At 59.8% G+C, this 21,036-nt stretch carries 25 protein-coding genes, 1 tRNA gene and 2 pseudogenes; 17 read left to right on the forward strand and 11 right to left on the reverse strand.

The window, feature by feature from the left end:
• The first annotated feature begins 98 nt into the window (after positions 1-98).
• Positions 99-1,379 (forward strand): aspartate kinase, encoded by a 1,281-nt coding sequence (locus tag V5B44_RS00050; protein WP_332357101.1) that lies wholly within the window; start codon positions 99-101, stop codon positions 1,377-1,379.
• Positions 1,379-1,472 (forward strand) — tRNA-Ser (locus V5B44_RS00055). The genes V5B44_RS00050 and V5B44_RS00055 overlap by 1 nt, the downstream gene beginning before the upstream one ends.
• Positions 1,473-1,617: 145 nt before the next feature.
• Here V5B44_RS00055 and V5B44_RS00060 read toward each other — a convergent pair.
• The 7 genes from V5B44_RS00060 to V5B44_RS00090 form a co-directional block, all read right to left on the reverse strand.
• Positions 1,618-2,250: a hypothetical protein gene (locus V5B44_RS00060; RefSeq protein ID WP_332357103.1), complete on the reverse strand. Its 633-nt coding sequence runs from the start codon at positions 2,248-2,250 to the stop codon at positions 1,618-1,620.
• Between the two features lie 117 nt (positions 2,251-2,367).
• Complete coding sequence (locus tag V5B44_RS00065) at positions 2,368-3,090, reverse strand: hypothetical protein (protein WP_332357105.1); 723 nt, start codon at positions 3,088-3,090, stop codon at positions 2,368-2,370.
• 66 nt (positions 3,091-3,156) lie between these two features.
• The gene (locus V5B44_RS00070; protein WP_332357107.1) at positions 3,157-3,495 is read right to left on the reverse strand and encodes a hypothetical protein; all 339 of its coding nucleotides are present in this window, start codon (positions 3,493-3,495) and stop codon (positions 3,157-3,159) included.
• A gap of 142 nt (positions 3,496-3,637) precedes the next feature.
• Positions 3,638-3,958, reverse strand: a complete 321-nt coding sequence (locus V5B44_RS00075; RefSeq protein WP_332357109.1) for a hypothetical protein — start codon at positions 3,956-3,958, stop codon at positions 3,638-3,640.
• A complete protein-coding gene (locus V5B44_RS00080) occupies positions 3,958-4,335 on the reverse strand; it encodes a hypothetical protein (protein ID WP_332357111.1) in 378 nt (125 codons plus the stop codon). Before V5B44_RS00080 ends, V5B44_RS00075 begins: the two co-directional genes overlap by 1 nt.
• Entirely contained in the window at positions 4,290-5,129 is an 840-nt protein-coding gene (locus V5B44_RS00085) for a hypothetical protein (RefSeq protein WP_332357113.1), read from the reverse strand. Before V5B44_RS00085 ends, V5B44_RS00080 begins: the two co-directional genes overlap by 46 nt.
• On the reverse strand, positions 5,078-5,395 hold the full coding sequence (locus V5B44_RS00090) for a hypothetical protein (RefSeq protein WP_332357114.1): 318 nt from the start codon (positions 5,393-5,395) through the stop codon (positions 5,078-5,080). The genes V5B44_RS00085 and V5B44_RS00090 overlap by 52 nt, the downstream gene beginning before the upstream one ends.
• A gap of 173 nt (positions 5,396-5,568) precedes the next feature.
• Between V5B44_RS00090 and V5B44_RS00095 the strand changes: the two genes are divergently transcribed.
• On the forward strand, positions 5,569-5,847 hold the full coding sequence (locus tag V5B44_RS00095) for a hypothetical protein (RefSeq protein ID WP_332357115.1): 279 nt from the start codon (positions 5,569-5,571) through the stop codon (positions 5,845-5,847).
• 220 nt (positions 5,848-6,067) lie between these two features.
• On the opposite strand, the gene V5B44_RS00100 is transcribed toward V5B44_RS00095, so the two are convergent.
• The 3 genes from V5B44_RS00100 to V5B44_RS00110 form a co-directional block, all read right to left on the reverse strand.
• Positions 6,068-6,355 (reverse strand): helix-turn-helix transcriptional regulator, encoded by a 288-nt coding sequence (locus tag V5B44_RS00100; protein WP_332357116.1) that lies wholly within the window; start codon positions 6,353-6,355, stop codon positions 6,068-6,070.
• A 164-nt stretch (positions 6,356-6,519) separates the two neighbouring features.
• Positions 6,520-7,278: a hypothetical protein gene (locus tag V5B44_RS00105; RefSeq protein ID WP_332357117.1), complete on the reverse strand. Its 759-nt coding sequence runs from the start codon at positions 7,276-7,278 to the stop codon at positions 6,520-6,522.
• 444 nt (positions 7,279-7,722) lie between these two features.
• Positions 7,723-8,196 (reverse strand): hypothetical protein, encoded by a 474-nt coding sequence (locus V5B44_RS00110; RefSeq protein WP_332357118.1) that lies wholly within the window; start codon positions 8,194-8,196, stop codon positions 7,723-7,725.
• Between V5B44_RS00110 and V5B44_RS00115 the strand changes: the two are divergent.
• From V5B44_RS00115 to V5B44_RS00185, 14 genes and pseudogenes are all read left to right on the forward strand, one after another.
• Positions 8,155-11,301: pseudogene (locus V5B44_RS00115) on the forward strand (helicase-related protein). The gene V5B44_RS00110 and the pseudogene V5B44_RS00115 sit on opposite strands and share 42 nt — an antisense overlap.
• Positions 11,302-11,319: 18 nt before the next feature.
• Positions 11,320-11,442: a hypothetical protein gene (locus V5B44_RS00125; RefSeq protein ID WP_332357121.1), complete on the forward strand. Its 123-nt coding sequence runs from the start codon at positions 11,320-11,322 to the stop codon at positions 11,440-11,442.
• Positions 11,429-11,653, forward strand: a complete 225-nt coding sequence (locus V5B44_RS00130; RefSeq protein ID WP_332357122.1) for a hypothetical protein — start codon at positions 11,429-11,431, stop codon at positions 11,651-11,653. Before V5B44_RS00125 ends, V5B44_RS00130 begins: the two co-directional genes overlap by 14 nt.
• Positions 11,654-11,920: 267 nt before the next feature.
• Positions 11,921-13,189: a hypothetical protein gene (locus V5B44_RS00135; protein ID WP_332357123.1), complete on the forward strand. Its 1,269-nt coding sequence runs from the start codon at positions 11,921-11,923 to the stop codon at positions 13,187-13,189.
• Positions 13,164-13,400 (forward strand): hypothetical protein, encoded by a 237-nt coding sequence (locus V5B44_RS00140; protein ID WP_332357124.1) that lies wholly within the window; start codon positions 13,164-13,166, stop codon positions 13,398-13,400. The genes V5B44_RS00135 and V5B44_RS00140 overlap by 26 nt, the downstream gene beginning before the upstream one ends.
• Before the next feature lie 22 nt (positions 13,401-13,422).
• Entirely contained in the window at positions 13,423-13,782 is a 360-nt protein-coding gene (locus tag V5B44_RS00145) for a hypothetical protein (RefSeq protein WP_332357125.1), read from the forward strand.
• Positions 13,779-14,444 carry a hypothetical protein gene (locus V5B44_RS00150; RefSeq protein ID WP_332357126.1) on the forward strand — a complete coding sequence of 222 codons (666 nt, stop codon included), beginning with the start codon at positions 13,779-13,781 and terminating at the stop codon, positions 14,442-14,444. Before V5B44_RS00145 ends, V5B44_RS00150 begins: the two co-directional genes overlap by 4 nt.
• Before the next feature lie 512 nt (positions 14,445-14,956).
• Positions 14,957-16,009 (forward strand): PDDEXK nuclease domain-containing protein, encoded by a 1,053-nt coding sequence (locus V5B44_RS00155; protein WP_332357127.1) that lies wholly within the window; start codon positions 14,957-14,959, stop codon positions 16,007-16,009.
• Positions 16,006-16,491 carry a hypothetical protein gene (locus tag V5B44_RS00160; protein WP_332357128.1) on the forward strand — a complete coding sequence of 162 codons (486 nt, stop codon included), beginning with the start codon at positions 16,006-16,008 and terminating at the stop codon, positions 16,489-16,491. The genes V5B44_RS00155 and V5B44_RS00160 overlap by 4 nt, the downstream gene beginning before the upstream one ends.
• Positions 16,492-16,689: 198 nt before the next feature.
• Positions 16,690-17,193, forward strand: coding sequence for a hypothetical protein (locus V5B44_RS00165; protein WP_332357129.1), 504 nt, complete (start codon positions 16,690-16,692; stop codon positions 17,191-17,193).
• Between the two features lie 21 nt (positions 17,194-17,214).
• The gene (locus tag V5B44_RS00170) at positions 17,215-17,715 is read left to right on the forward strand and encodes a hypothetical protein (protein WP_332357130.1); all 501 of its coding nucleotides are present in this window, start codon (positions 17,215-17,217) and stop codon (positions 17,713-17,715) included.
• A 305-nt stretch (positions 17,716-18,020) separates the two neighbouring features.
• The gene (locus V5B44_RS00175; RefSeq protein ID WP_332357131.1) at positions 18,021-18,353 is read left to right on the forward strand and encodes a hypothetical protein; all 333 of its coding nucleotides are present in this window, start codon (positions 18,021-18,023) and stop codon (positions 18,351-18,353) included.
• Positions 18,354-18,356: 3 nt separating this feature from the next.
• On the forward strand, positions 18,357-19,103 hold the full coding sequence (locus V5B44_RS00180; RefSeq protein ID WP_332357132.1) for a UvrD-helicase domain-containing protein: 747 nt from the start codon (positions 18,357-18,359) through the stop codon (positions 19,101-19,103).
• A 5-nt stretch (positions 19,104-19,108) separates the two neighbouring features.
• Complete coding sequence (locus V5B44_RS00185) at positions 19,109-19,582, forward strand: 3'-5' exonuclease (protein WP_332357133.1); 474 nt, start codon at positions 19,109-19,111, stop codon at positions 19,580-19,582.
• A gap of 76 nt (positions 19,583-19,658) precedes the next feature.
• On the opposite strand, the pseudogene V5B44_RS00190 reads toward V5B44_RS00185, so the two are convergent.
• A pseudogene (locus V5B44_RS00190) lies at positions 19,659-20,922 on the reverse strand (tyrosine-type recombinase/integrase).
• Positions 20,923-21,036: the final 114 nt, after the last annotated feature.

The raw sequence follows: 21,036 nt of genomic DNA on the forward strand, positions 1-21,036 counted from the left end.
TCTAATGCCGACAGGCTTGGCACTGTTCGACGCCTTTTGCTCTTGCGTCGGTTGTTGCTTTAGAATGCGAGCGTTTTGGTCTTTATTCTGGATAGGGAATGGCACTGATAGTTCAGAAGTTTGGCGGTACTTCTGTTGGGTCAATCGATCGTATCAAGAACGTGGCAAAGCGCGTCGCCCGCTGGCGGGCGCAAGGGCACGAAATCATTCTGGTTCCGTCGGCCATGGCCGGGGAAACCAATCGCCTGATCGGCCTGGCCAAGGAGATTTCGCCGCTACCTGACCCGCGTGAACTGGATGTCATTGCCTCCACCGGGGAACAAGTGACCATCGCGTTGCTGGCCATGGCCATGCATGCCGAGGGTATCAAGGCGAAGAGCTTTACCGGTTCGCAGGTTGGAGTGTTAACTGACAGTACTTTCACCAAGGCGCGGATTCTGAAGATCGACCAGGAACGAATACGCAAGGCACTGGCCGATGGCAACGTGGTGGTTGTCGCCGGTTTTCAGGGAGCCGACGAGGACGGCAACATCACCACGCTTGGCCGTGGAGGCTCAGACACCTCGGCAGTGGCGCTGGCCGCTGCGATGAAGGCCGACGAGTGCCAGATTTACACTGATGTAGACGGTGTCTACACTACCGACCCGCGTGTCGTTCCGGAAGCGCGCAAACTCGACACGATCACCTTCGAAGAGATGCTGGAGATGGCCAGTCTCGGCTCCAAGGTGCTCCAGATCCGATCGGTCGAGTTCGCCGGCAAATACCAGGTCAAGCTCCGTGTGCTTTCCAGTTTCGAGGATGAGGGCGAAGGCACATTGATCACTGTTGAGGAAAAAGGGAACATGGAACAACCGATCATCTCCGGGATCGCTTTCAATCGTGACGAAGCCAAACTTACCGTCCTGGGTGTCCCGGACCGCCCCGGTATTGCTTACCAGATCCTGGGGCCGATCGCCGAAGCGAACATTGACGTCGACATGATCATCCAGAATATTGGCCGCGACGGGACGACCGATTTTTCCTTCACGGTCAATCGCAACGACTACGGCAAAGCGCTCGGCATTCTCGAAGGCGTCAAGGAGAAAATCGGCGCTCGAGATCTCACCGGAGACAACACGACCTGCAAGATTTCTGCTGTCGGAGTCGGGATGCGCTCCCACCCGGGGGTTGCGAGCAAGATGTTCGGAGCACTGGCGAAGGAGAACATCAACCTGCAGATGATCTCTACCTCGGAAATCAAGATCTCGGTGGTCATCGAGGAGAAGTACCTGGAACTCGCCGTGCGCGTCCTGCACAAGGCCTTTGGCCTGGAGAAGCCCGCGAAGGCCAAGTTGGGTTTGACCGGTCGTGGCGAAACCGATATCATCACGCCGTCTTAGGAGACGTGGCCGAGAGGTCGAAGGCACTCCCCTGCTAAGGGAGCATGCGGGCATAAACCTGCATCAAGGGTTCGAATCCCTTCGTCTCCGCCAGTAACATCATCAAAGCCCATGATTCTGTGGGCTTTTTTGTTTTTACGGCATTTGCGACTATCAAAACCACTATCGATTAGTGGCTCGGTTGGAGTGTTGTACGCCGTCTCGCCAGCGCCGACTTTCTGCATTTTGCGAAACAGATTTAGCGGTCGTCGAGCAGGTCATCGAGACCCACTCCCAACCTTCCGAACTTGCGCATCATCCCCGCCAGCGACGCATTGACGAAATCGTTGTGCTCGGCGTGTAGCCGATTGAAGGTGCGCCAGTGCATCCCTTTGGGCTTGTCGCCTTCGCCGTTCAGGATGCCCGCCTCCCAGCCAAGGCGATCCCTGATCCTGTCGGCTCGTCGTGCTGCACGATCATCGCCGGTTTCCCGCTGACTGGCATAGGCCAGCTTGTAGCAGTGCCGACACGCGAAGATGCCGGAGCCACCGATATACAGCAGGGCCACGCGCCGCCCACATCCTCGTGCCGGGCAGAGTAACCAGGCACGTCGCCCGCCCAGCGTGCAATCCGTCCATGCCAGTCGCACCGGGTAGTCCATCGGTTGCCAGTCGCTGCCGCCGCTTTTGTGACGGTAGTTCAGAATGATCCGGTCGGTCTCCGCCCGCACCTGGATAGAAGCCACCGTTTCGCCGTCGCGTGTCCAGTTCCAGCCGAATGACCGCCCCGGTGTCAGCAGGCCATCGCGTTGCAGCCGTCGCACATCGAGCGCACGGTAATCGCTGGTGGTGTCTCTGCCGCTCTGCCCGCGTCCGCTTCCCCATCCGCCCATTTCTTTTCTCCCCAGGATTTGCCGAAATCATCAGGCAAGTTTGCAATAGTGTTTTCATTGAAACTAGCCGAAAGCCACAGCCTGACTGGCTTTGCGCCAGTTCAAGCGATATTGCATTCACCCGCCACGAAGCGATTTCAGCTTCAAAAGCATCGCCAATGTGCGCTCGAACTTGCGATCCAGATGCGTTTCGTAGCGGTTCAGCTTCTCCAGCATGTGCGCTCGCAGCCCTTCGCCCACGGTTTGTGCCTTGATCGCCGGGGTAAACCGCGCCTCTTGAACCATGCGATAGCAGATCGGTTCCAGCGAAACGCGGATGAACTCGGCCAGCCCTTCGGCGGTGGCCGGGTGTTCCTCATCGGCGACATGCTCATCCCACCAATCCCGCGACTCTGGAATCAGCGCCCGGCGGGCTTTCTCGTAGGCATTCGCGCCGCCCTTGCGCAGGATCGCCGCCGCCTTCTGACCCGCAGCAAGATCAAGCTCGGCGCTCTTCAAACTCTCGGCATTGTCTTCCGGCGTGGAATCGAACAGATCGCGCAGGTCGGTGTTCTCACCCGACAGGCCACGCTGAAACGGTGCCGCCGACGGCATCACGGACTTCGGACTGCTCAAGGTGCTTTTCAGCCCCTCGTTGATCTTCGCCCCTTCGGCCAGCAACACCCGCCGCTTGCGCCAGATGATCGTGGCAAGCTCTTCGATCAGGTGCCGCTCGGTCATGCCTGCCGGTTGATGTTCATCCAGTAGCGCGGCCAGCAGGTCACTGAACTCGGTCTGATCTTCATGCGCCAATACCGCCAGGCGGGAAAGAATGCCGTGCTTCATGGCGTTGAAGCGCACGGCCTCGTAACTGGCGCTCGGCGCTCGCTGTCGGCGCTCACGCAGGCCACCGCTGTGGAATCGTGTTCAAGCGTTTGCATGTTCATCTCCTGTATGTTTTTCAATCAGTTCCAGCAGCGCAAAGGCGTCGTAGTACGCCTGCGGAATGTTCATCTCGAAGGTGGCGACGTTGCGGATGCCGATGGAGACGATGACCGGGTCGGTGTTCGCATCCACCACCTCGATGGCGTAGCGGACGCCGGGGTTATCGCGCAACATCGCCAGCACCTTGGCGCGGCGACGTTCAAGCTGCAACTCGGCGATGATCGCGGCCTTGCTTTGCTTGATCGCCGGCAGCCAGCGGTCAATGGCTGACTGATCGCCCTTTGCGGAAATGCTGCCCGAGGGCGAGAGCGCGAGCAGCACACCCTCCTCGGTTGCCCGTTCGATGATCTCGGCGGGACTCATATTTCCACCTCGACTTCTGTTTCCGCTGTGGCGTGACAGTTTTCTCAACCGGCGGGGTGAAAGGCGGTGAAGGCGTTAAAGGAGGGTGATTTCACCGCCATCACACGCCAGGCCGTGCGACCATCGGCCTCCGCTTGCTGAAACTCAAGCCGCCGACAATCCGGTTCGCATTCTTTTTCAGCAGCCAGCCCAGCTTCGAGCGATTGATCTCGCCGCGTTCTTCCACGGGAAATTCGCGCATCGCATCGAGCAGGTTGGGCTGGTTGTAGTCGGCCGTCTCAACGGCCTTGCGCACCGTCGTCGGTGTCGAGCCAAATGCACGCTGCCACTCGGTCATCAAGCCGCTGAGTGCATCGCCATCGGGGTCATGGCGGACCTGCTCCAGCAGCGCCGTAGCCGGGTCAGGCTGCCCCAGCCACATCAACGGATACCGGCAATAGTCCGACCACGCGCCGCCGAAGGTGACAATGCTGTCCGCCGCGCGCGGGCATCCCGGCCTTGCGCCATGCCTGGATGATGGTCAGCACCGCCGCCACATAACCCCCGGCGCTGGCGCACCTTATCCACCGGAAAGCCCTTGTAGGTCATCGTCGCCGGTGTCGCACAGCGCGGGTCGATATGGATCGTCAGCACGCGCCGCAGCAGATCGCGTATCGGCCCGACGTTATTGCCCGAACCCAGAAACAAGGTGCGCGTGCTCACCGTCGCCGTCTTGCTCACGCCCAGAATCCGGTCGGTGATCTGCTCCGCCGTCAGCATCCGCTTGATGGTGCCGTGCGGTATCCAGTCGGTGTCCATGTCGTCGAACTCGATGACTGCGGGCTGGTCAGCAGCAAGGACAGAATCACCTTGGTGGCTTCCTCCGAAGTCGTCGGATAACTCACCTTGGCATTGCCGGCCGGCCCGGCAAAGGCACCGATCAGTTCGCACAGATAGGTCTTGCCGCTGCCGAACACCGGCGCTCGCACATGAAACCCCGGCGCATGCGGCAGCGACGGCCGCACCACGGCGGTGAAGATCGCCGACAGCGCAGCCGCTTTATCGGAGGCCGCGACGAAGTGGAACTCGGTGAGCAGGTCTTCCAGCAAGGCCAGCGCCGCCCGTGCCGCATCCGGTGTCGGGTCAGGGATAACAAACTGCCGCGCATCGAACACGCCGAAACGCTGCGCCGTCTTGTCGTAACCGGCCTGCGTGATGAGTTCGCCGTCCGACTCGCGGAAGTACGGTTGCCGCGCCACGCCGGCCAGCGGTGGCAGGTAGCGAAAGCTCTGCGCATCGTAAAGAATCGCCGCGTGCCGCGTCGGCGGATCGCAGCGCACCCAGTCTTCCGCCCGCCCGTCGTATTTCTCCCAGGTCGCCGCCACCGACAGTTCCCGCGTCAGCGCCGGTGCGCTGGTTGGCACAATCGACGGATCGCCGCTGGTCGGGTCGGTCGAGACCGAGACGATCAAGCCGCCCGCCTGATAGTGCCGCCCACGGTTCGCCAATTCTTTCTCCGCCGCATCCACCACGCGGTGCAAGTCACCGGCCACCACGCGGATCACCGGCTTGTGCCGCGCCTCGGCATTGCGCACACCAAGGAATTCGAGCAAGGCCGGATGTGGTACTTGTCGCGGTGCGAGTGCTGGCAGCAGAAGCCGCCCACCGAATAGAACTCGTCCGGCTCGAAGTAGGCCGCACCGGTATCCAGTCCGTCGGTATGCTCCTGCACCCACGGGCAGGTCATGTCGTGCTTGCCGGAACCCAGCGGCGTCTTGTACAACCCACGCGCCTTGAGTGCCGCGACCACCGGGTTCTCCGCCGCTCTGGGTGTCAGTACATCGTCGGCGTCATTGCCGATGCTGCGCGAGATAGTCATCGGCAGCAACGCGTGCCGAGGGCTTGGCAGTTTTCTTCGGTCGCCCAGCCGGAGCAAGTTCCAATTGCAGGCGATCCACAATCTCTTGTGGCGTATAGCGGGCGTCAGGTCGCCATTCGATCAGGCGACACTGAAACGGTGCACCGGCTTCGTCCGCATATTTTGGTTTGCCATTGATCGCCACCGGCAGCCGCGCCCAGCGACTCAATGGCCCGGTCGCCCCCGCATCGCACAGCCCCGAGTCGATCACCGCGTTGAGCAGTCGCACGGCCAGCCGAACCATCGGTCAGCGGTTCGGCGAGGATGATCCCGCCCTGATGATTGCCGGGGCTGGTCTCGATCAGCCAGGACAATTCAAAACCGGCCAGCCGCTCCAGCGGTACCTTGGTGCCCAAGTCATCGAGCATCAAGAAATGGCAGGCGGCAAACTGCGTCTTGCGCGCCTTGAATGAACCATCGTCGCCGGGATAGAAGCTCGCACACCCGATGTAGTTGTTGTTCGCGGCAGAAAGATTGGCTGGCCACCTGATCGGCGCGACTGGCTGACCATCCGCCCAGGCCGGGGTCGCCGCTCTTTGAGCACACCGCCGCGAACGCGCCCTCGGGCAGAGCGGAAACACCGCCGCCACAAAATCGGCATTGGTTATCTGAAAATCACCGCCTTCGCCGCCTTTACCGGCTTCCAGCGGTTCGGTTATGGAATCTGTCAGCACATTGGGAGTCATGGCCGCCGCTCCTCAAGATGCTGCTTTGCGATTCTTGAAGTCGCCGGCAATGCGCGCTGCCTGCCAATCCGCGATGGCCGCTGAATCCCACGCTACGGCACGCGCGCCCAATGGAGATGGGTGCAGGAAATTCGCCCCGACGGATTGCCTCGTAAAGCCAGCTACGAGACATACCGGTGGCGGACTTGACTTGCTTGAGACGGAGAAAAGATCGGAGTTGCTCAGCCATGTTCATTTCCTTACGAACAAGGCCGGGTGCTCCGCGTTGCTAGAGCGGATCACCTGGCAAGTATTTTGCGCGGGCAAAAAAACAGGCGTAAGCCGAATGGCCCCGCCTTAATCATTGAAAAACAATAGGTTAGATGGGCAAAAAAGGCAGTCGGGCAGCCGTCCCGACAATCACCACTGCTTGCGGATCCGCCGCTTAACGGTCCCCACGTCCATGTTCTCCTTTGGGGCCAGAATACCCGCCACCCTATCGCGCGTAACGAAAGAGCGGCGATTCTTCTTCAGCATGTCCTGAGCAATCGCATTGGCCTTCGCCTGCAAAACGGGGTCATGGTTCAAGTGGTCAGCAGGTTTGGCATCGGGCACCGGCGGCGTGCCGATCCCAAAATCCTCCGCTTCGATCTCCTTCACGTGCGAGAGCGCGAACAAACCACTCTCCAAAGGATCAGAGGATTCCTGCACGAGCCAGGTCGGTCGCGTTCGCCCCCAACCGGGGTGCAGGTCGAGCAAGCGCGACTCTCGGATCTTCGCCAGCACGAAGGCCCTGGGGTCGATGTCCGGATGCTGGCCCCATCGTTCAATCAAGACCCTGCCGGTGATGTAGCGCTCATCGGGCTCAAATGCTTCAATGTCGCCCCGCCGAAACCAGCATGCCATCAACGGGGATACGTAGTCGTCGCCCTCCGTGTCGCTGAATCCAAACTTCGGTGGTGGATCCAGTTCGTTCGCATTGGTATACGCGACCAGACCACCCGGCATCTCGCCCCAGAACACCCACGCGGCGACTTCTTCCGGCTTTGCGCCCAATCGCTCGCGCAGTCGCTTCATGGCCAGCGGGTACGCGATGTACTCAGAACCCTCATCTGTGGCCGCCGACTCGTCTGGAAGATCGCCTCGCCTCACTGTTCCACTGCGTTTAATGCCGAACATGCGCTTCTCCGCCAGATCGATCGTCGCAAACCTCTTCTCTCAGTTCGGCCAGTCGCGCCTCTTTCGTAGCCAGGTCCCCTGCCGTCCCTGCGCCGACGAGTTCCCACTCTCGTATCTTGGCTTTGACTTCCCACCTCCGGGCAACCAAGTCCCACCCGGCTTGGCGCTGCGCCGCCGTGGCTGGGTCGTTCTTATAATCCCACTGCTGTGCGAAATCGCGTCGTTGGTCGGGGCTCAGAAGGTCCCAGCGGAAAGGGAAGAACTCCTCCGCCACTCGCTGCCGCAGGGCTTCCGGCAGATCGGTGAGCGAATGCGCAAACCATTCCTTTAGAGCCTCGCTCAGGCTCTCAAATCGCCCTTCCATCACGACAGCAGATGCGCTCTCGCGCCTGCCCTAGAAAACAGACCACAGTCATTCATCATCAACATGGCTTCCACTTTGGCTTATGCTGGACACTCGGGTACATTATCGCACTGCGCCGGGCGGTTCCGAGGGGGGCCCATAGCGTCGTTGACGTTGGCGTGCTTACGCACGCTGTGAACCAGAACTGACGAGGTAGTGGCCACCACCGGATTGACGAGCACCGCTCCATCGCCAACTTGATTGCGGTGATAATGCCACGAATATTCGACAACATAAATAAATCGCTCCTGCCGGCCTTGGAGGAAACGCTGCAAGTCGCCGAAAGGGCTGATTTCTGTGTCGGATATTTCAACCTGCGCGGCTGGCGGCATCTTGCCCAGCACGTTGATCGCTGGTCGGGCGGTGATGGTCGGTGCTGCCGCCTGCTTGTCGGCATGCACGTCACGCCTACCGACGAGTTGCGCCGCGCGTTGCGCTCTCACGAAGAGGACGCGCTGGACAATCAAACCGCCATGCGCGAAAAGCGCCGTATTGCCGAGGAGTTCCGTCAGCAACTGACTTTCGGCGTTCCCACCAATGATGATGAGGCGGCACTACGCGAACTGGCCGAGCAAATTCGGACGAAGAAGCTGGTCGTCAAGGTCTATCTGCGCCACCCGTTGCACGCCAAGCTTTATCTGCTGCACCGGCAGGACGCCAACAATCCGGTCACTGGTTTTCTGGGCAGCAGTAACCTCACGCTGGCCGGCCTTGCCAAGCAGGGCGAACTGAACGTCGACGTTCTTGAGCATGACGCCTGCAACAAGCTGGTCGATTGGTTCGAGGATCGCTGGCGGGATCGCTGGTGCATCGACATATCGAATGAACTGGCTGAGATCATCGACGAAAGCTGGGCGGGCGAACGCCTGGTGCCGCCGTATCACGTCTACCTCAAGATGGCCTATCACCTGGCGCAGGAAGCGCGGGCCGGCCTTTCCGAGTTCCGTATCCCCGCTGTTTTCGGCAATACTTTGTTCGACTTTCAGATTGCCGCCGTCAAGATCGCAGCACACCACCTGAACAAGCGCGGCGGCGTGCTCATTGGCGACGTGGTGGGCCTTGGCAAGTCCATGATGGCCACGGCACTGGCCAAGGTCTTCGAGGACGACTACCACACCGAAACGCTCATCATCTGCCCGAAGAACCTGGTGCCGATGTGGGAAGACTATGTGCATCGCTACCGGCTGCACGCCAAGGTCTTGTCACTCTCCAGGGTATTGAATGAGTTGCCCGAGAAGACCCGCCGCTACCGGGTCGTGCTGATCGACGAATCGCATAACCTGCGCAACAAGGAGGGCAAGCGCTGGAAGGTCATCCGCGAATACATCGAGCGCAACGAAAGCCTCACCATCCTGCTGTCGGCGACGCCCTACAACAAGACCTATCTCGATCTGTCGGCCCAGCTTTCGCTGTTTCTGCGTGAAGATGCCGACATTGGTGTTCGCCCCGAGAAGCTGCTGGCGGTACTTGGGGGCGAGCACGAGTTCATCCGTCGCCACCAGTGCCCGGTGCGTTCCCTGTTGGCCTTTGAGAAGAGCGAAGACCCCGACGACTGGCGCGACCTGATGCGCCTCTACATGGTTCGCCGCACGCGCGGCTTCATCATGCAGCACTATGCGCAGGAAGACGAGCGCGGCCGTTACCTGCTGTTTGCCGATGGGCGGAAATCCTATTTCCCGACGCGGGTGCCAAAGAATCTGAGTTTCGTGATCGACGATGCCGATCCGGCCGATCCCTACGCCCGGTTCTACTCCGACCACGTTGTCGGCACGATCAACGCTCTCGCACTGCCCAGATACGGGCTCGGCAACTACGTTGTCGGCAAGCCGAAAACCCCGCCGACACCGCAGCAGGCCAAGACTATCGAAGGCTTGTCGCGAGCCGGCGAGCGGCTCATGGGGTTCTGCCGCACCAACCTCTTCAAGCGTCTGGAAAGCGCCGGCCCGGCTTTTCTGCTGTCCATCGAGCGGCACATCCTGCGCAACTTCATCGTCCTGCATGCGATGGAGCAGGGGCTCGACATTCCGCTCGGCACGCAAGGCGCGGAACTACTCGATACCCGCTACTACGACGAAGACCCCGAAGACGCAATGGCGGCAAGCGGTATCGACATTGGCGACGATGAAGAAATCATCGATGATCCCGAAGTCGCTGCCGCGACGACCAACGGCCTGCGCACCGAAGCCGATTTCCGCGCCCGTGCCGCCAAGGCGTATACGGCCTACAGCGGCCCCTTCAAGAATCGCTTCAAGTGGTTGCCCAGCAGCCTGTTCTTGAAAAGCCTGGCCAACGATTTGCAATCCGATGCGCTGGCACTTATCGACGTGCTCAAGGCTTGCGGAGAATGGGATACCAATCGGGACGCCAAGCTGGCGGAACTGGTCAAGCTCATCAAGACCCACCACGACAAGGACAAGCTGCTGGTCTTCACACAGTTCGCCGATACCGCCCGCTATCTGAAATCCCAACTTGCCGCGCTTGGCATCAAGAACGTGGAGGAAGCCACCGGCGAGAGCGCCGACCCCACGGCGCTGGCGTGGCGCTTTTCGCCAGAATCCAACGGCAAACGCGACAAGGTACGGGCAGCGGATGAACTCCGCGTGCTGATTGCGACGGATGTGCTCTCCGAGGGCCAGAACCTTCAGGACTGCGCCATCATCGTCAACTACGACTTGCCCTGGGCCATCATCCGCCTGATCCAGCGTGCCGGCCGGGTCGATCGCATCGGCCAGCAATCGGACAAGATTCTCTGCTATTCCTTCGTGCCGGCGGATGGCGTCGAGCGCCTCATCCGGCTGCGTGCCCGCGTGCGCCAGCGCCTGGTTGAGAACAAGGAAGTCGTCGGCTCCGACGAAACCTTCTTCGACGACGACAAGGACGACGAACTCATCCGCGATCTCTACACCGAGAAGAACGGCATCCTCGATGACGATGGCGACACCGAGGTCGATCTGGCGTCCTATGCCTACCAGATATGGAAGAACGCCACCGATGCCGATCCCGTCGCTGGTGGCAAGAATCGAAACCATGCCCAACGTGGTGTTCGCCACCAAGGCGCATGCGCCGTCACCCGCCGCGCCGAACGGGGTGCTGGTATATATGCGCACCGCGCAGGGCAACGACGCGCTGGCCTGGATCGACGAAGCAGGCAAGCCGGTCACCCAGTCCCAACTCACCATCCTGAAAGCTGCCGCCTGCTCGGCGGCAACTGAAGCACTTGCCGCGCACCGAGCATCACCACACGCTGACCAGCGCCGGGCTGGCCCATATCGTCGAGGAAGAAAAATCCTTCGGCGGTGCGCTGGGTCGCCCCTCGGGTGCACGCTTCAAGACGTTCGAGCGGCTCAAGCGCTACCGGGAAGCTTCGGCGACAAGCGCGATCTGTTCATTACCGACGACTACGTTCGGCGCATCGACCGGGCGCTGGAAGAAATCTATCGCTATCCGCTTTACCAATCGCCACCGACACGCTGAACCGCCAACTCAAGGCCGGCATCAGACGATCACAAGCTCGCTGAACTGATCGCTGTCCCTGCGCGAAGATGGTCGCCTGTGCGTGATCGACGAGCAGGAAAACCAGCGTGACACCGAAACTCATCTGCTCGATGGGCCTTGCCTGAGCACCCACGCGAGAAAAAATGTCCATCGAACCCTCCCGCTTCCGCAAACTGCTCGGCGAAGTCAAGCTCGAACAACTCTTCAACGAACTAGGCTGGGATCAGGCCAGCCTGCGCCCGCTGGACGTCGTTGCCGGAAGGTGAGCGCTACACGCTCACGAGCATCGCCCAGAAGCGCGGCGTTGTGGTGTTCCGCTGTTCGCCCGACGCCAGCGGCAATATCCCGCCCCGCGCCAGCCTGCTGAAGATCGAGAAGGAAGTCACCAAGCTCGCCCACGAGCACCTGCTGGTGTTCGCCAATGCGGCACAAACGGCTGACCTGGCTATGGGTTGGTCGCGTCCCCGGCCAGCCTAACGCCACGCGCACACACACCTGGCACAAGGGCGCCAGTGGCGAATCGCTGCGGCAAAAGCTGAGCGAATTGTCTTTTCGCTGGATGAAGAAGAAGGACTCACGCTCAACTGTGTGATCAGGACTTGCGATGCGCCTTTGACCGCGACCGCGTTTCCGAGCTTTCTACGACCGCTTCAAGGCCGAGCACGGAGCATTTTCCGCCTTCATCGACGGGATCGACGCCGCCACCGATCAAGCCTGGTATGCCTCGCTGATGCTCAACCGCTGATGTTCGTCTACTTCATCCAGCAAAAAGGCTTCCTCGACGGCAACCCGAACTATCTGGCTGACCGCATGCAAGCCGTGCGCGAGCAAGCCGGCAAAGGGCATTTCCATACCTTCTACCGCCAGTTCCTGCGCCGCCTGTTTCACGAAGGCTTGGGGCAGCACAAGAAGGCGCGCGTGACTGATCTGACCAGCCTGATCGGCGACGTGCCCTACCTCAATGGCGGCCTGTTCGATGTGCATGAACTTGAAGTCGCCCACCCCGACATCGACATCCCAGACGAAGCCTTCGAGCGCCTGTTCACCTTCTTCGACGCATACGACTGGCACCTTGACGACCGGCCGCTCTCATCGGGCAGCGAGATCAACCCCGACGTGCTCGGCTACATCTTCGAGAAGTACATCAACCAGAAGCAGATGGGGGCGTATTACACCAAGGAAGACATCACCGAGTACATCAGCAAGAACACGGTCATCCCGCATCTGCTGGAACAGGCGCGCGAACGCTGCAAGGTCGCGTTCGATGGCGATGCGTCGGTATGGTCACTGCTCAAGGCCGACCCCGACCGCTACATTTACCCGGCCATGAAAACCGGCGTCATCGATGCCAGCGGCAAAGTGGTGCCGGTGTCCGTGCTGCCGGATTTTGTGCAAACGGGGATGAACGATCCCAAGGCGCGCATGTTCGAGCGCCGCTACAACCTGGGCGAAGCCGTCTTTCACGTTGCCGCCAGCAATGGCCAGACTCAGCGCGGCACACTGCCCACCGAAACCTGGCGCGAGTATGTCGAGCGCCGTGGCCGCTGCCTGGCGGTGCGCGACAAGCTGGCCAGCGGTGCGGTAAAGAGCGCCGACGATCTCATCACCCTCAACCTCGACATCCGCCAGTTCATGCAGGACGTGATCGACACCTGCACCAGCCCCGACCTGTTGCGCGCGGTCTGGCAGGCCATCGTTGGCCGCATCCCGGAAAGGGCGAAAGCCAATGAAAAGTTCGCCACGGCATCGCCATCCTCGACCCCACCTGTGGCTCGGGCGCTTTTCTCTTCGCCGCGCTCAACGTGCTGGAACCGCTCTACGAAGCCTGCCTCGACCGCATGGAAGGCTTTGTCGAGGATGCAAAGAAACTCGGCAAGCCGGGCGAAGCCGACTTCATCAAGGTGCTGGAGGAAGTCGGGCACCATCATTCGCGCGCTACTTCATCTACAAGAACATCATCCTGCACAACCTCTTCGGCGTGGACATCATGGCCGAGGCGGTGGAAATCTGTAAGCTGCGCCTCTTCCTCAAGCTGGTGTCGCAGGTGGACGCCGGGCGCGAACTGGAGCCGCTGCCCGACATCGACTTCAACATCCGCGCCGGCAATACGCTGGTCGGCTATGCCACCGAGGCGCAGTTCGACGCCGCCAACACGCTCGCCAGCGACCAGACGCCACCGCGCCGAAATCAAGGCCAGCACCGCCGACCTGGCCGATGCCTTTGATTTCTTCCGGCAGCAGCAGACCGTGCACGGCGGCAAGGTCACGGCGGAAGACAAGCGCAAGCTGCGCGACAAGCTGAACGGCCTGAGCCTGGAACTGGATCGCTACCTTGCGCAGGACTACGGCATCAACCCGAAGAAGAAGGAGGAGTTCGCCGCCTGGCGAGCCAGCCACCAGCCGTTTCACTGGTTCGCCGAGTTCTACGGCGTGATGCGTGGATCGGGGTGGGTTCGATGTGGTGATTGGGAATCCGCCGTATGTTCCATTCAGCGAGATAGCGTATGGAACAGGTTCACCTCCGCCTTGATGAGATGGAATGCTGAAGAACGAGAAGCTTTGTTTCAAATAATTCGCTATGCCCCAGTATTGGCCGCTATTTCATGAAGGGTATCCCGAAACTCGGCTCAGTTATCCAGGCAGGGGTGTTTCAGAAACTTTTTGCGAATGGTCACAGACTTGGAGAAGACTTAAGGCATTCATTGCCCTTCTCTTCTCTCGCGGCATCTGCACCAGACTTTCCTCAAAATTCGGTCTTCGTCGGTGGTGTTGCTTACAACTGGTTTCCCGCTTGGCGCAGCATACCTCCAACCACTACACCAGATGGAAGCCCTTCGCTGCCCGCAAGAACAGCCGGTTTCAGATTCACGGATGCAGCCGATGCCGATGCCGTATTTGCCATGCTTTGCAGCTCCCTCGGCTATTGGTGGTGGGTGACGGCATCAGATGGATTCAACCTCAAAAAGTGGTTGCTTGATCGATTCCCTCTTTCCCTCCGAAGCGTCTCTGCGGTTGGCAAGAAGGAATTAACATCGTTGGGGAAAAAACTTTCCATGGAACTCGAACAACAGTATGTCTACAAGGACAACAGAGGAAGGATCGGGAACTATTTTCTCCCAGCATGTCAGTTAACTATCGATGAAATCGATTCGTGCCTGGGGAAGCACGTCGCTGCCTTGTCTCAGCAATTCTTCTTGGATGTTCGTGACTTCAACGCGTCCTTTTCAACAGCGCAGATTGAAGAAGAGGTTGCTGACGAAGACGAATGAAGGCCGCGCCCCTCACCCTGCCTGCCCTCTGCGCCCAGCGTGTCGGGCCTGAATTCGCTACGCGAATAGTCGGCGCTGGTGAGACGGCGCTGCTCGACGAACCGCTGCTTGGCCTCATCGCCTCCGCGAATGCCCCGGCCATGTTCTGCTCGAAACTCTCGACCGCGTGCCGGAATGGGTCAAGGCCGGTCGCGTCATCGTCAGCGGCTTCCACTCGCCGCTGGAGCAACAGGTGCTGCGCTCACTGTTCCGGCGTAATGGGCCGTGCAATCAAAGTGCTGGCGCGCGGCTTTGGCGGCCAATACCCCGACTACCGCCCCACACCCGAAGAACGCGAACCCCTCGCCAGTGGCCGCATGCTCGTTATCAGCGCCTTCGCCCCGACGTGCCCGCACCACCCGTGCCACCGCGCTGACACGTAACCGCCTGGTGCTGGCGCTGGCCACCGAGATCGTCGCCCCTCATGTCGCCGTCGGCAGCCCACTGGCCACAATGCTTGCCGAGGCAAGAACATGAACGAACAAGCTGATAGTCCCATTGCGCTGATCGAGCCTCCCAGCGGTTACGCCGATTGGCTGGCCGAGTTGAAGACCCGCATCCACACAGCCCAGCAGCGCGCGGCGCTGGCGGTGAATCGCGAGTTGGTCCTGCTCTACTGGCAAATTGGGCATGACATTCTTGAACGGCAAGCCAAGCAGGGCTGGGGCGCCAAGGTGATCGAGCGGCTGGCGCACGATCTGCGCACGGCATTTCCGGGCATGAAGGGCTTTTCCCGCGCCAACCTGATGTATATGCGCGCCTTTGCCGGGGCCTGGCCCGACGCCGAAATTGTCCAACAGGCTGTTGGACAATTGCCCTGGGGCCATAACCTGGTGCTTCTCACCCGGCTGAAAGACCCGGCAATGCGCCTGGCCTATGCGCAGCGTGCTATCCAGCATGGCTGGTCGCGCAACGTGCTGAATATCCATATTGAAACCCGGCTGCTGGAGCGAGAGGGCCAGGCCGTCACCAATTTTGAAGCGCAATTGTCTGCACCACAGTCCGACCTGGCCCGCAACACGTTGAAAGACCCCTACCTTTTCGATTTCCTCGGAGTGGGCAAGGAGGCTGACGAGCGCGAGATCGAGTCCGCCATCGTCCAGCACATCACCCGTTTCCTGCTTGAACTCGGCGCCGGGTTCGCCTACGTCGGTCGGCAGGTGCATATCGAGGTCGGCGGTGACGATTTCTTCATCGACCTGCTGTTCTATCACCTCAAGCTGCGTTGCTATGTCGTGGTGGAACTCAAGGCGGGGGACTTCAAACCCGAACACACCGGGCAACTGAATTTCTATTTGAGCGCGGTGGATTCACTGATGAAGTCCGAACAGGACAATCCCACCATCGGCCTGCTGCTGTGCAAGAGCCAGAACCGGGTGGTTGCGGAATATGCGCTGCGCGACTCAAACAAACCTATCGGTGTGGCCGAGTATCAGCTTGTGGCAGCATTGCCGGCCGAATTGCAAACCAGCCTGCCGAGCATCGATCGGATCGAGCGAGAATTGGAAAGTGTAGAGGACGCATGAGCAAAATTAACAAGACGATTGTCGCTTGGGGCATCGACCTGGGCACCACCAATTCGACGCTGTGCCGAGCAAGCTTGCCCGCAGGCGCGACATCACCCACCGAGCCGGAAGTCGTATCGCTGCGACAATCCACGCCAGCCGGTGAATTCACCGGCACATTGCTGCCCTCTATAGTGGCGACGCATCAGGGCCGTGAGTTTGTCGGCCAGGGCGCCAAGGATTTGCGGGCACTGATGGCCGATACCTCAAAGGGTATCTCGCGCAATGTCAATTTGTTTCACGATTGCAAGAATGAGATTGGTACTTCCCGTACTACCCCAATGCCCCGGAAGGCTATCGCAGTCCGACCGACATCGCGGCGCGCATTGTGTTACCTGCAGCACGAGGGCATCGGCGATGCAGCTCAGGCAATGTGGTTGTCACCGTTCCCGGCGTCTTTTCAGACCGCCCAGCGTGCTGAAACGGCGCGCGCTTGTGCCTGAGTGCCGGTCATTGACGTAAGCGGTGGCCGCTTGCTGGATGAACCGGTCGCCGCCTTCATTGACTATGCCTATCGCTATGACCCCAGCTCTGCTGGAGTCCGTCACTGGCAAGAAGAACTTGCTGGTTTTCGATTTCGGTGGCGGCACCTGCGACATTGCGCTCTTTGAACTAGCGCACACGCGACTGCGGATTCGCCCGTGCAGGTCGCAACCCGGTCAGTTTCCCGTTTTCATCGCCTTGGAGGTGGCGACATTGATCTGGCCATCCTGCATCGGGTGCTGGTGCCGCAACTCTGCGAGGAAAACGGCCTTCCGGAGTTTGAACTGTCCTTCCAGGAAAAAACCAGGGTGATTACGCCGGCGCTGATCGCAGTGGCCGAGGCGCTGAAGATTCAAATCTGTAACGAAATCTGGCGCTTGCAGCAATTCGGCAAGCTGGATTCAACCCCGCGCGACGAGATTGTTGCCCGCTATCCGGCGCAGGTATCCATGCGCCAGGGTGAGCGCATATTGAAGCTATCGACGGCGACGATCACTGCGGCACAGTTCGACGCGGTGCTGGCTCCGTTCCTGAATACAGAGCACCTGTTTGCACGCAGCACGGAATACCGGCTGGAGAATTCGATCTTTGCGCCCGTTGCGGATGCGCTTGATCGCGCCCAGATCTGGAACCCGCTGAAATCGACTTTGTGCTGGCCGTAGGCGGCAGCGCTGATTCCGCAGGTGATCGATGCACTGCATGGCTACTTTCCACGTGCGCGCATGCTGCAATATGAAGACCGCAAGGATGCTCAGTTGGCGGTGGCGCGTGGCGCCAGTCTTCATGCTCTGGCGTTGGCGACCAGCGGGCGGGGCGTCATTGCCCCAGTGGTGCAAGACGACATCTATCTGGTCACCCAAAAGGTGATCTTCAAGTTGGTGGCCCAGGGTACTCCGCTGCCTTTCCCTGTCGAAGGTGTCTCTGCCAACGACAGCCTGTCCGTGCCGGAGGATGCCTTCGAGCAAGCCCTGCGGCTGTCGGTTGAGCTGGTGGCCGGCGCAGAGCGCCGCCCGCTGTTTCGAGATCATTGGGACATGACTATGGTGCGTAAGGGGAGCCCGCTGCGCCTGGAGTATGCCTACGATGAAAATCAGGTGTTCCACCTGGAACTCAAGCTGGCCGATTTTCCGGAGTCCGTGGCTTTCAAGGCCAGCATCGAGAAACCCGCTCTCCCATGTAGTTAACCCGAACCAACAGCAGGAAGAGATCGACCGCCTGGAGGAGGAGTATCGTCAAGACCCGCGCCAGGCCGAGGAGTTGATGCCGCGTATCGCAGAGCTTTGCGCTGATCTGGGGCAGCATGAAAAAGCCATCGGCTTGGTGCGCGCTCTTTTGCGACAGGCCAACCGACCGGTAGCCTGGCTGCTGAATCGACAGGCAATGTATGAAGATGCGCGCGGCAATCAGTCTGCCGCTATACAAGGCTATGAAGAGGCAGGCAAGGCCAGTCGTGACTGGGGTGGACCCCTGTTTAACCTGGCGTTGCTGTATGACGAAGCAACGCAACTACGATGCTGCACTTCGCGCCATCGACCGCGCATTCAACGGAAGATTCACCGCCTACCAGATCTTGAAGCTGCGCATTCGCAAGCACCTGAAAGCCAACGTGGAGACTAAGTCCAAAGCTGTCCTCATTCTTAAAGACTTCGGTGATCCGGTTAATCTTGATGACTGGGAACTGGGCTGGTTTATCGCTGCCGCCGATCTGGCAGGTGATAAACACGCCAGCGAGGCGGGCAGGAGGATACGTCAATCCAGAAAGAGCGCCGGCCCAGTCGATAGCGGTGGTTTACGACCGGACATGACCGGGAAACGGGAGTAGGACATGGCCTGGCTGATTCCTTTTTCAAGCCTTACCCCAGCTCAACAGGATGCTGTCCAGATGGACACCCGGGGCCATAAGGCCATTGTCGGTGGGCCAGGCGCGGGCAAGACACTGGTTCTCCTGCATCGGTTGAATCTGCTATTTCATCGATCCGGGAAAAATCCCGATGCGGTCAGATTGTTTGTCTATACCAACACCCTGAAGCAATTCATTCGGGCAGGCAACGACATGCTGGACGTGCCGGACGAGTGCATCTCGACCTTTGACAAGTGTTGCGCCGATACTTACAGAAAGTATATCAATGAACAGTTACCCAGAAAGGATGGCAAACCTGATTTTGAAAAGATTCGTACCGATGTATTTGGCGCTATTGATAGTGGCAAGCTGCCAACGCCGCTGTTCGACTGTGCCCTGATCGACGAAGCGCAGGACATGGACATTGGCGCAATTGAGATACTGAAGCGCATGGCACGTCATATAACGGTTTGCATGGACGGCAAGCAGCAACTCTACGACGGACGAATGACGGAACCCGAGGCGCTGTCACGGCTCGGACTTTCGCACCACAATACGGCCCTGCTGGCGGCCTTCCGCTGCAACCCGATGGTGACGGAACTGGCCGCACAGTTCATCCCTGACGAAGCAAGGCGGCAGGAGTTCATGCGGCAGGCATCCAACCTTGAGATGGATCGCTCGCGCCCCTTGTTTTTTGTTGCGGACAGCTTCCCGATGAAGTCGCACATCTGATCGAAATGGTCAGGCTGCGCCTTAGCTACGGCGATTCGATTGCAGTGCTGTTCCCCCAGCAGCGTCAAGTGCACGGATTTGCCAAGGGATTCAATGAAGCGGGAATTGATGTCGAGGTTCAACAAAGGGATGCGCCAATCGACTTTTCCAATCCGATTCCCAAGCTGATGACCTACCACCAGGCCAAGGGCTTGACCTTTGATAGCGTATTTCTGCCCCGCCTTAATCAATCCTCATTCCCCGGCAGGATGAGCGAACGCATCGGACACCTGTGCTTTGTCGGGGTGAGTCGTGCCGTGAAGTGGGTCTATATGAGCGGGAAAACTCAGGCATTGATTGCGCCCATGCAGGAACTCGGGCAGAACAATGCGCGTCGATTCATCGAAACCATGATCAGCAGTGAAGCCGTCGGGTTACTTGGCCCCAGACCGGTGGACAATCATCTCGACGGTGCAGGCGATGCTTTTGGACTGGATTGAATGCTGATGGCCTCGATGACCCCGCCACGGCTTTACCTTACTCTAAATCGCCGCACCAGCGCCAACTCTGTGTCGATTACGCCGCGCCACGAATCGGCTTGACCACCGCATCGGTCTGCACCGTGGCGCAATACGCCGCCCACTCCGCCATCAATGCGGCGCGCTTGGCGAACTGCGAACCTCGCTGATAGGCACGCTCGACGGCATCCGGCAACTGGTGCGCCAGCGCGTGCTCGGCGACCTCGCGCGGGTAATTGGTGGTCTCAGCCGCCCACATACGGAAGCTGCTGCGGAAACCGTGCACGGTGATGCCGTCGCCGTTGGCATCCACCCACGACGGCTTGTCGTCGCCGTTCATGCGGCGGATCACGGCGGTCAGCGACATATCCGACAGGGGCTGGTTTTTCGTGCCGGCAAACACGACTTCAGCATCGTCGTCTTTAGGTATCGATTCCAGCACCGCCAGTGCGGCATCACTCAACGGCACCTGATGTTCACGTTTGGCTTTCATGCGCTCGGCCGGGATTGTCCAGATCCTTGCCGGCCATATCGAACTCGGCCCATCGGGCGCCACGCACCTCGCCCGACCGGCACGCGGTCAGGATGGCGAACTCGACTGCTCGGGCGGATACGCCTTCACGCGCACGCAAAGCCGACATGAACGCCCCGATGCGCTGCCACGGTAGCGATGGATGATTCTTCGTCCGACTGGACTTGCTGATAGTGGCCAGCAGGTTTTCAAGGTGACCTTTCCAGCGGGCAGGATTCTCGCCGGTGCGGTAGCCACTGGTGGTGGCCCAGCCCAGCACGGACTCGATACGACCGCGCACGCGACTGGCTGTTTCGGTCTTGCTCTCCCAGATCGGCGCAAGACATTTCACGACCAGGCCGGTGTCGATCTCGGCCACGGGTAAATTGCCGAACACCGGACTGGCGTAGGTGTTGAGCGTGTTCGTCCATTGGTCGCCATGCTTGGCGTTCTTCCATCCCGCCTTGTGCGCAAGAATGTAGGCCTCGGCACACTGATCAAAGCTCATCATCTTGGCGTCGGCCAGCGCGGCAGCGATCTGGTGCTGCTTCTTGGCCGCCAAAGGATTGATGCCATCGAGTAGCAGCTTCCGCGCATCCAGCGCCTTCTGCCGCGCCTCGGCCAGACTCACGGTATGCGTCGGCCCCAATCCCATCCCGAACGGCTTACCCGCGACCATGTAACGGAACAGCCAGGACTTCGCGCCCGTGGCAGTGATCTGGAGCGTCAAGCCACCGCCGTCGCCGTACAGCCCCGGCTTGGTAAGCTTGCTGACTTGCAGTGCTGAAAGTCGCTGTTGTTGGCGTGCCATGCTATCCGCTCCACTATCAAAATGACTATCAAACTATAGCCGGATTTGAAGGGGATTGTATAGGACTATCTTGGACGCCGATGTTATTTAAATTACTGTTATTATGATGCGACT

Source organism: Candidatus Accumulibacter necessarius, from assembly GCF_036625085.1.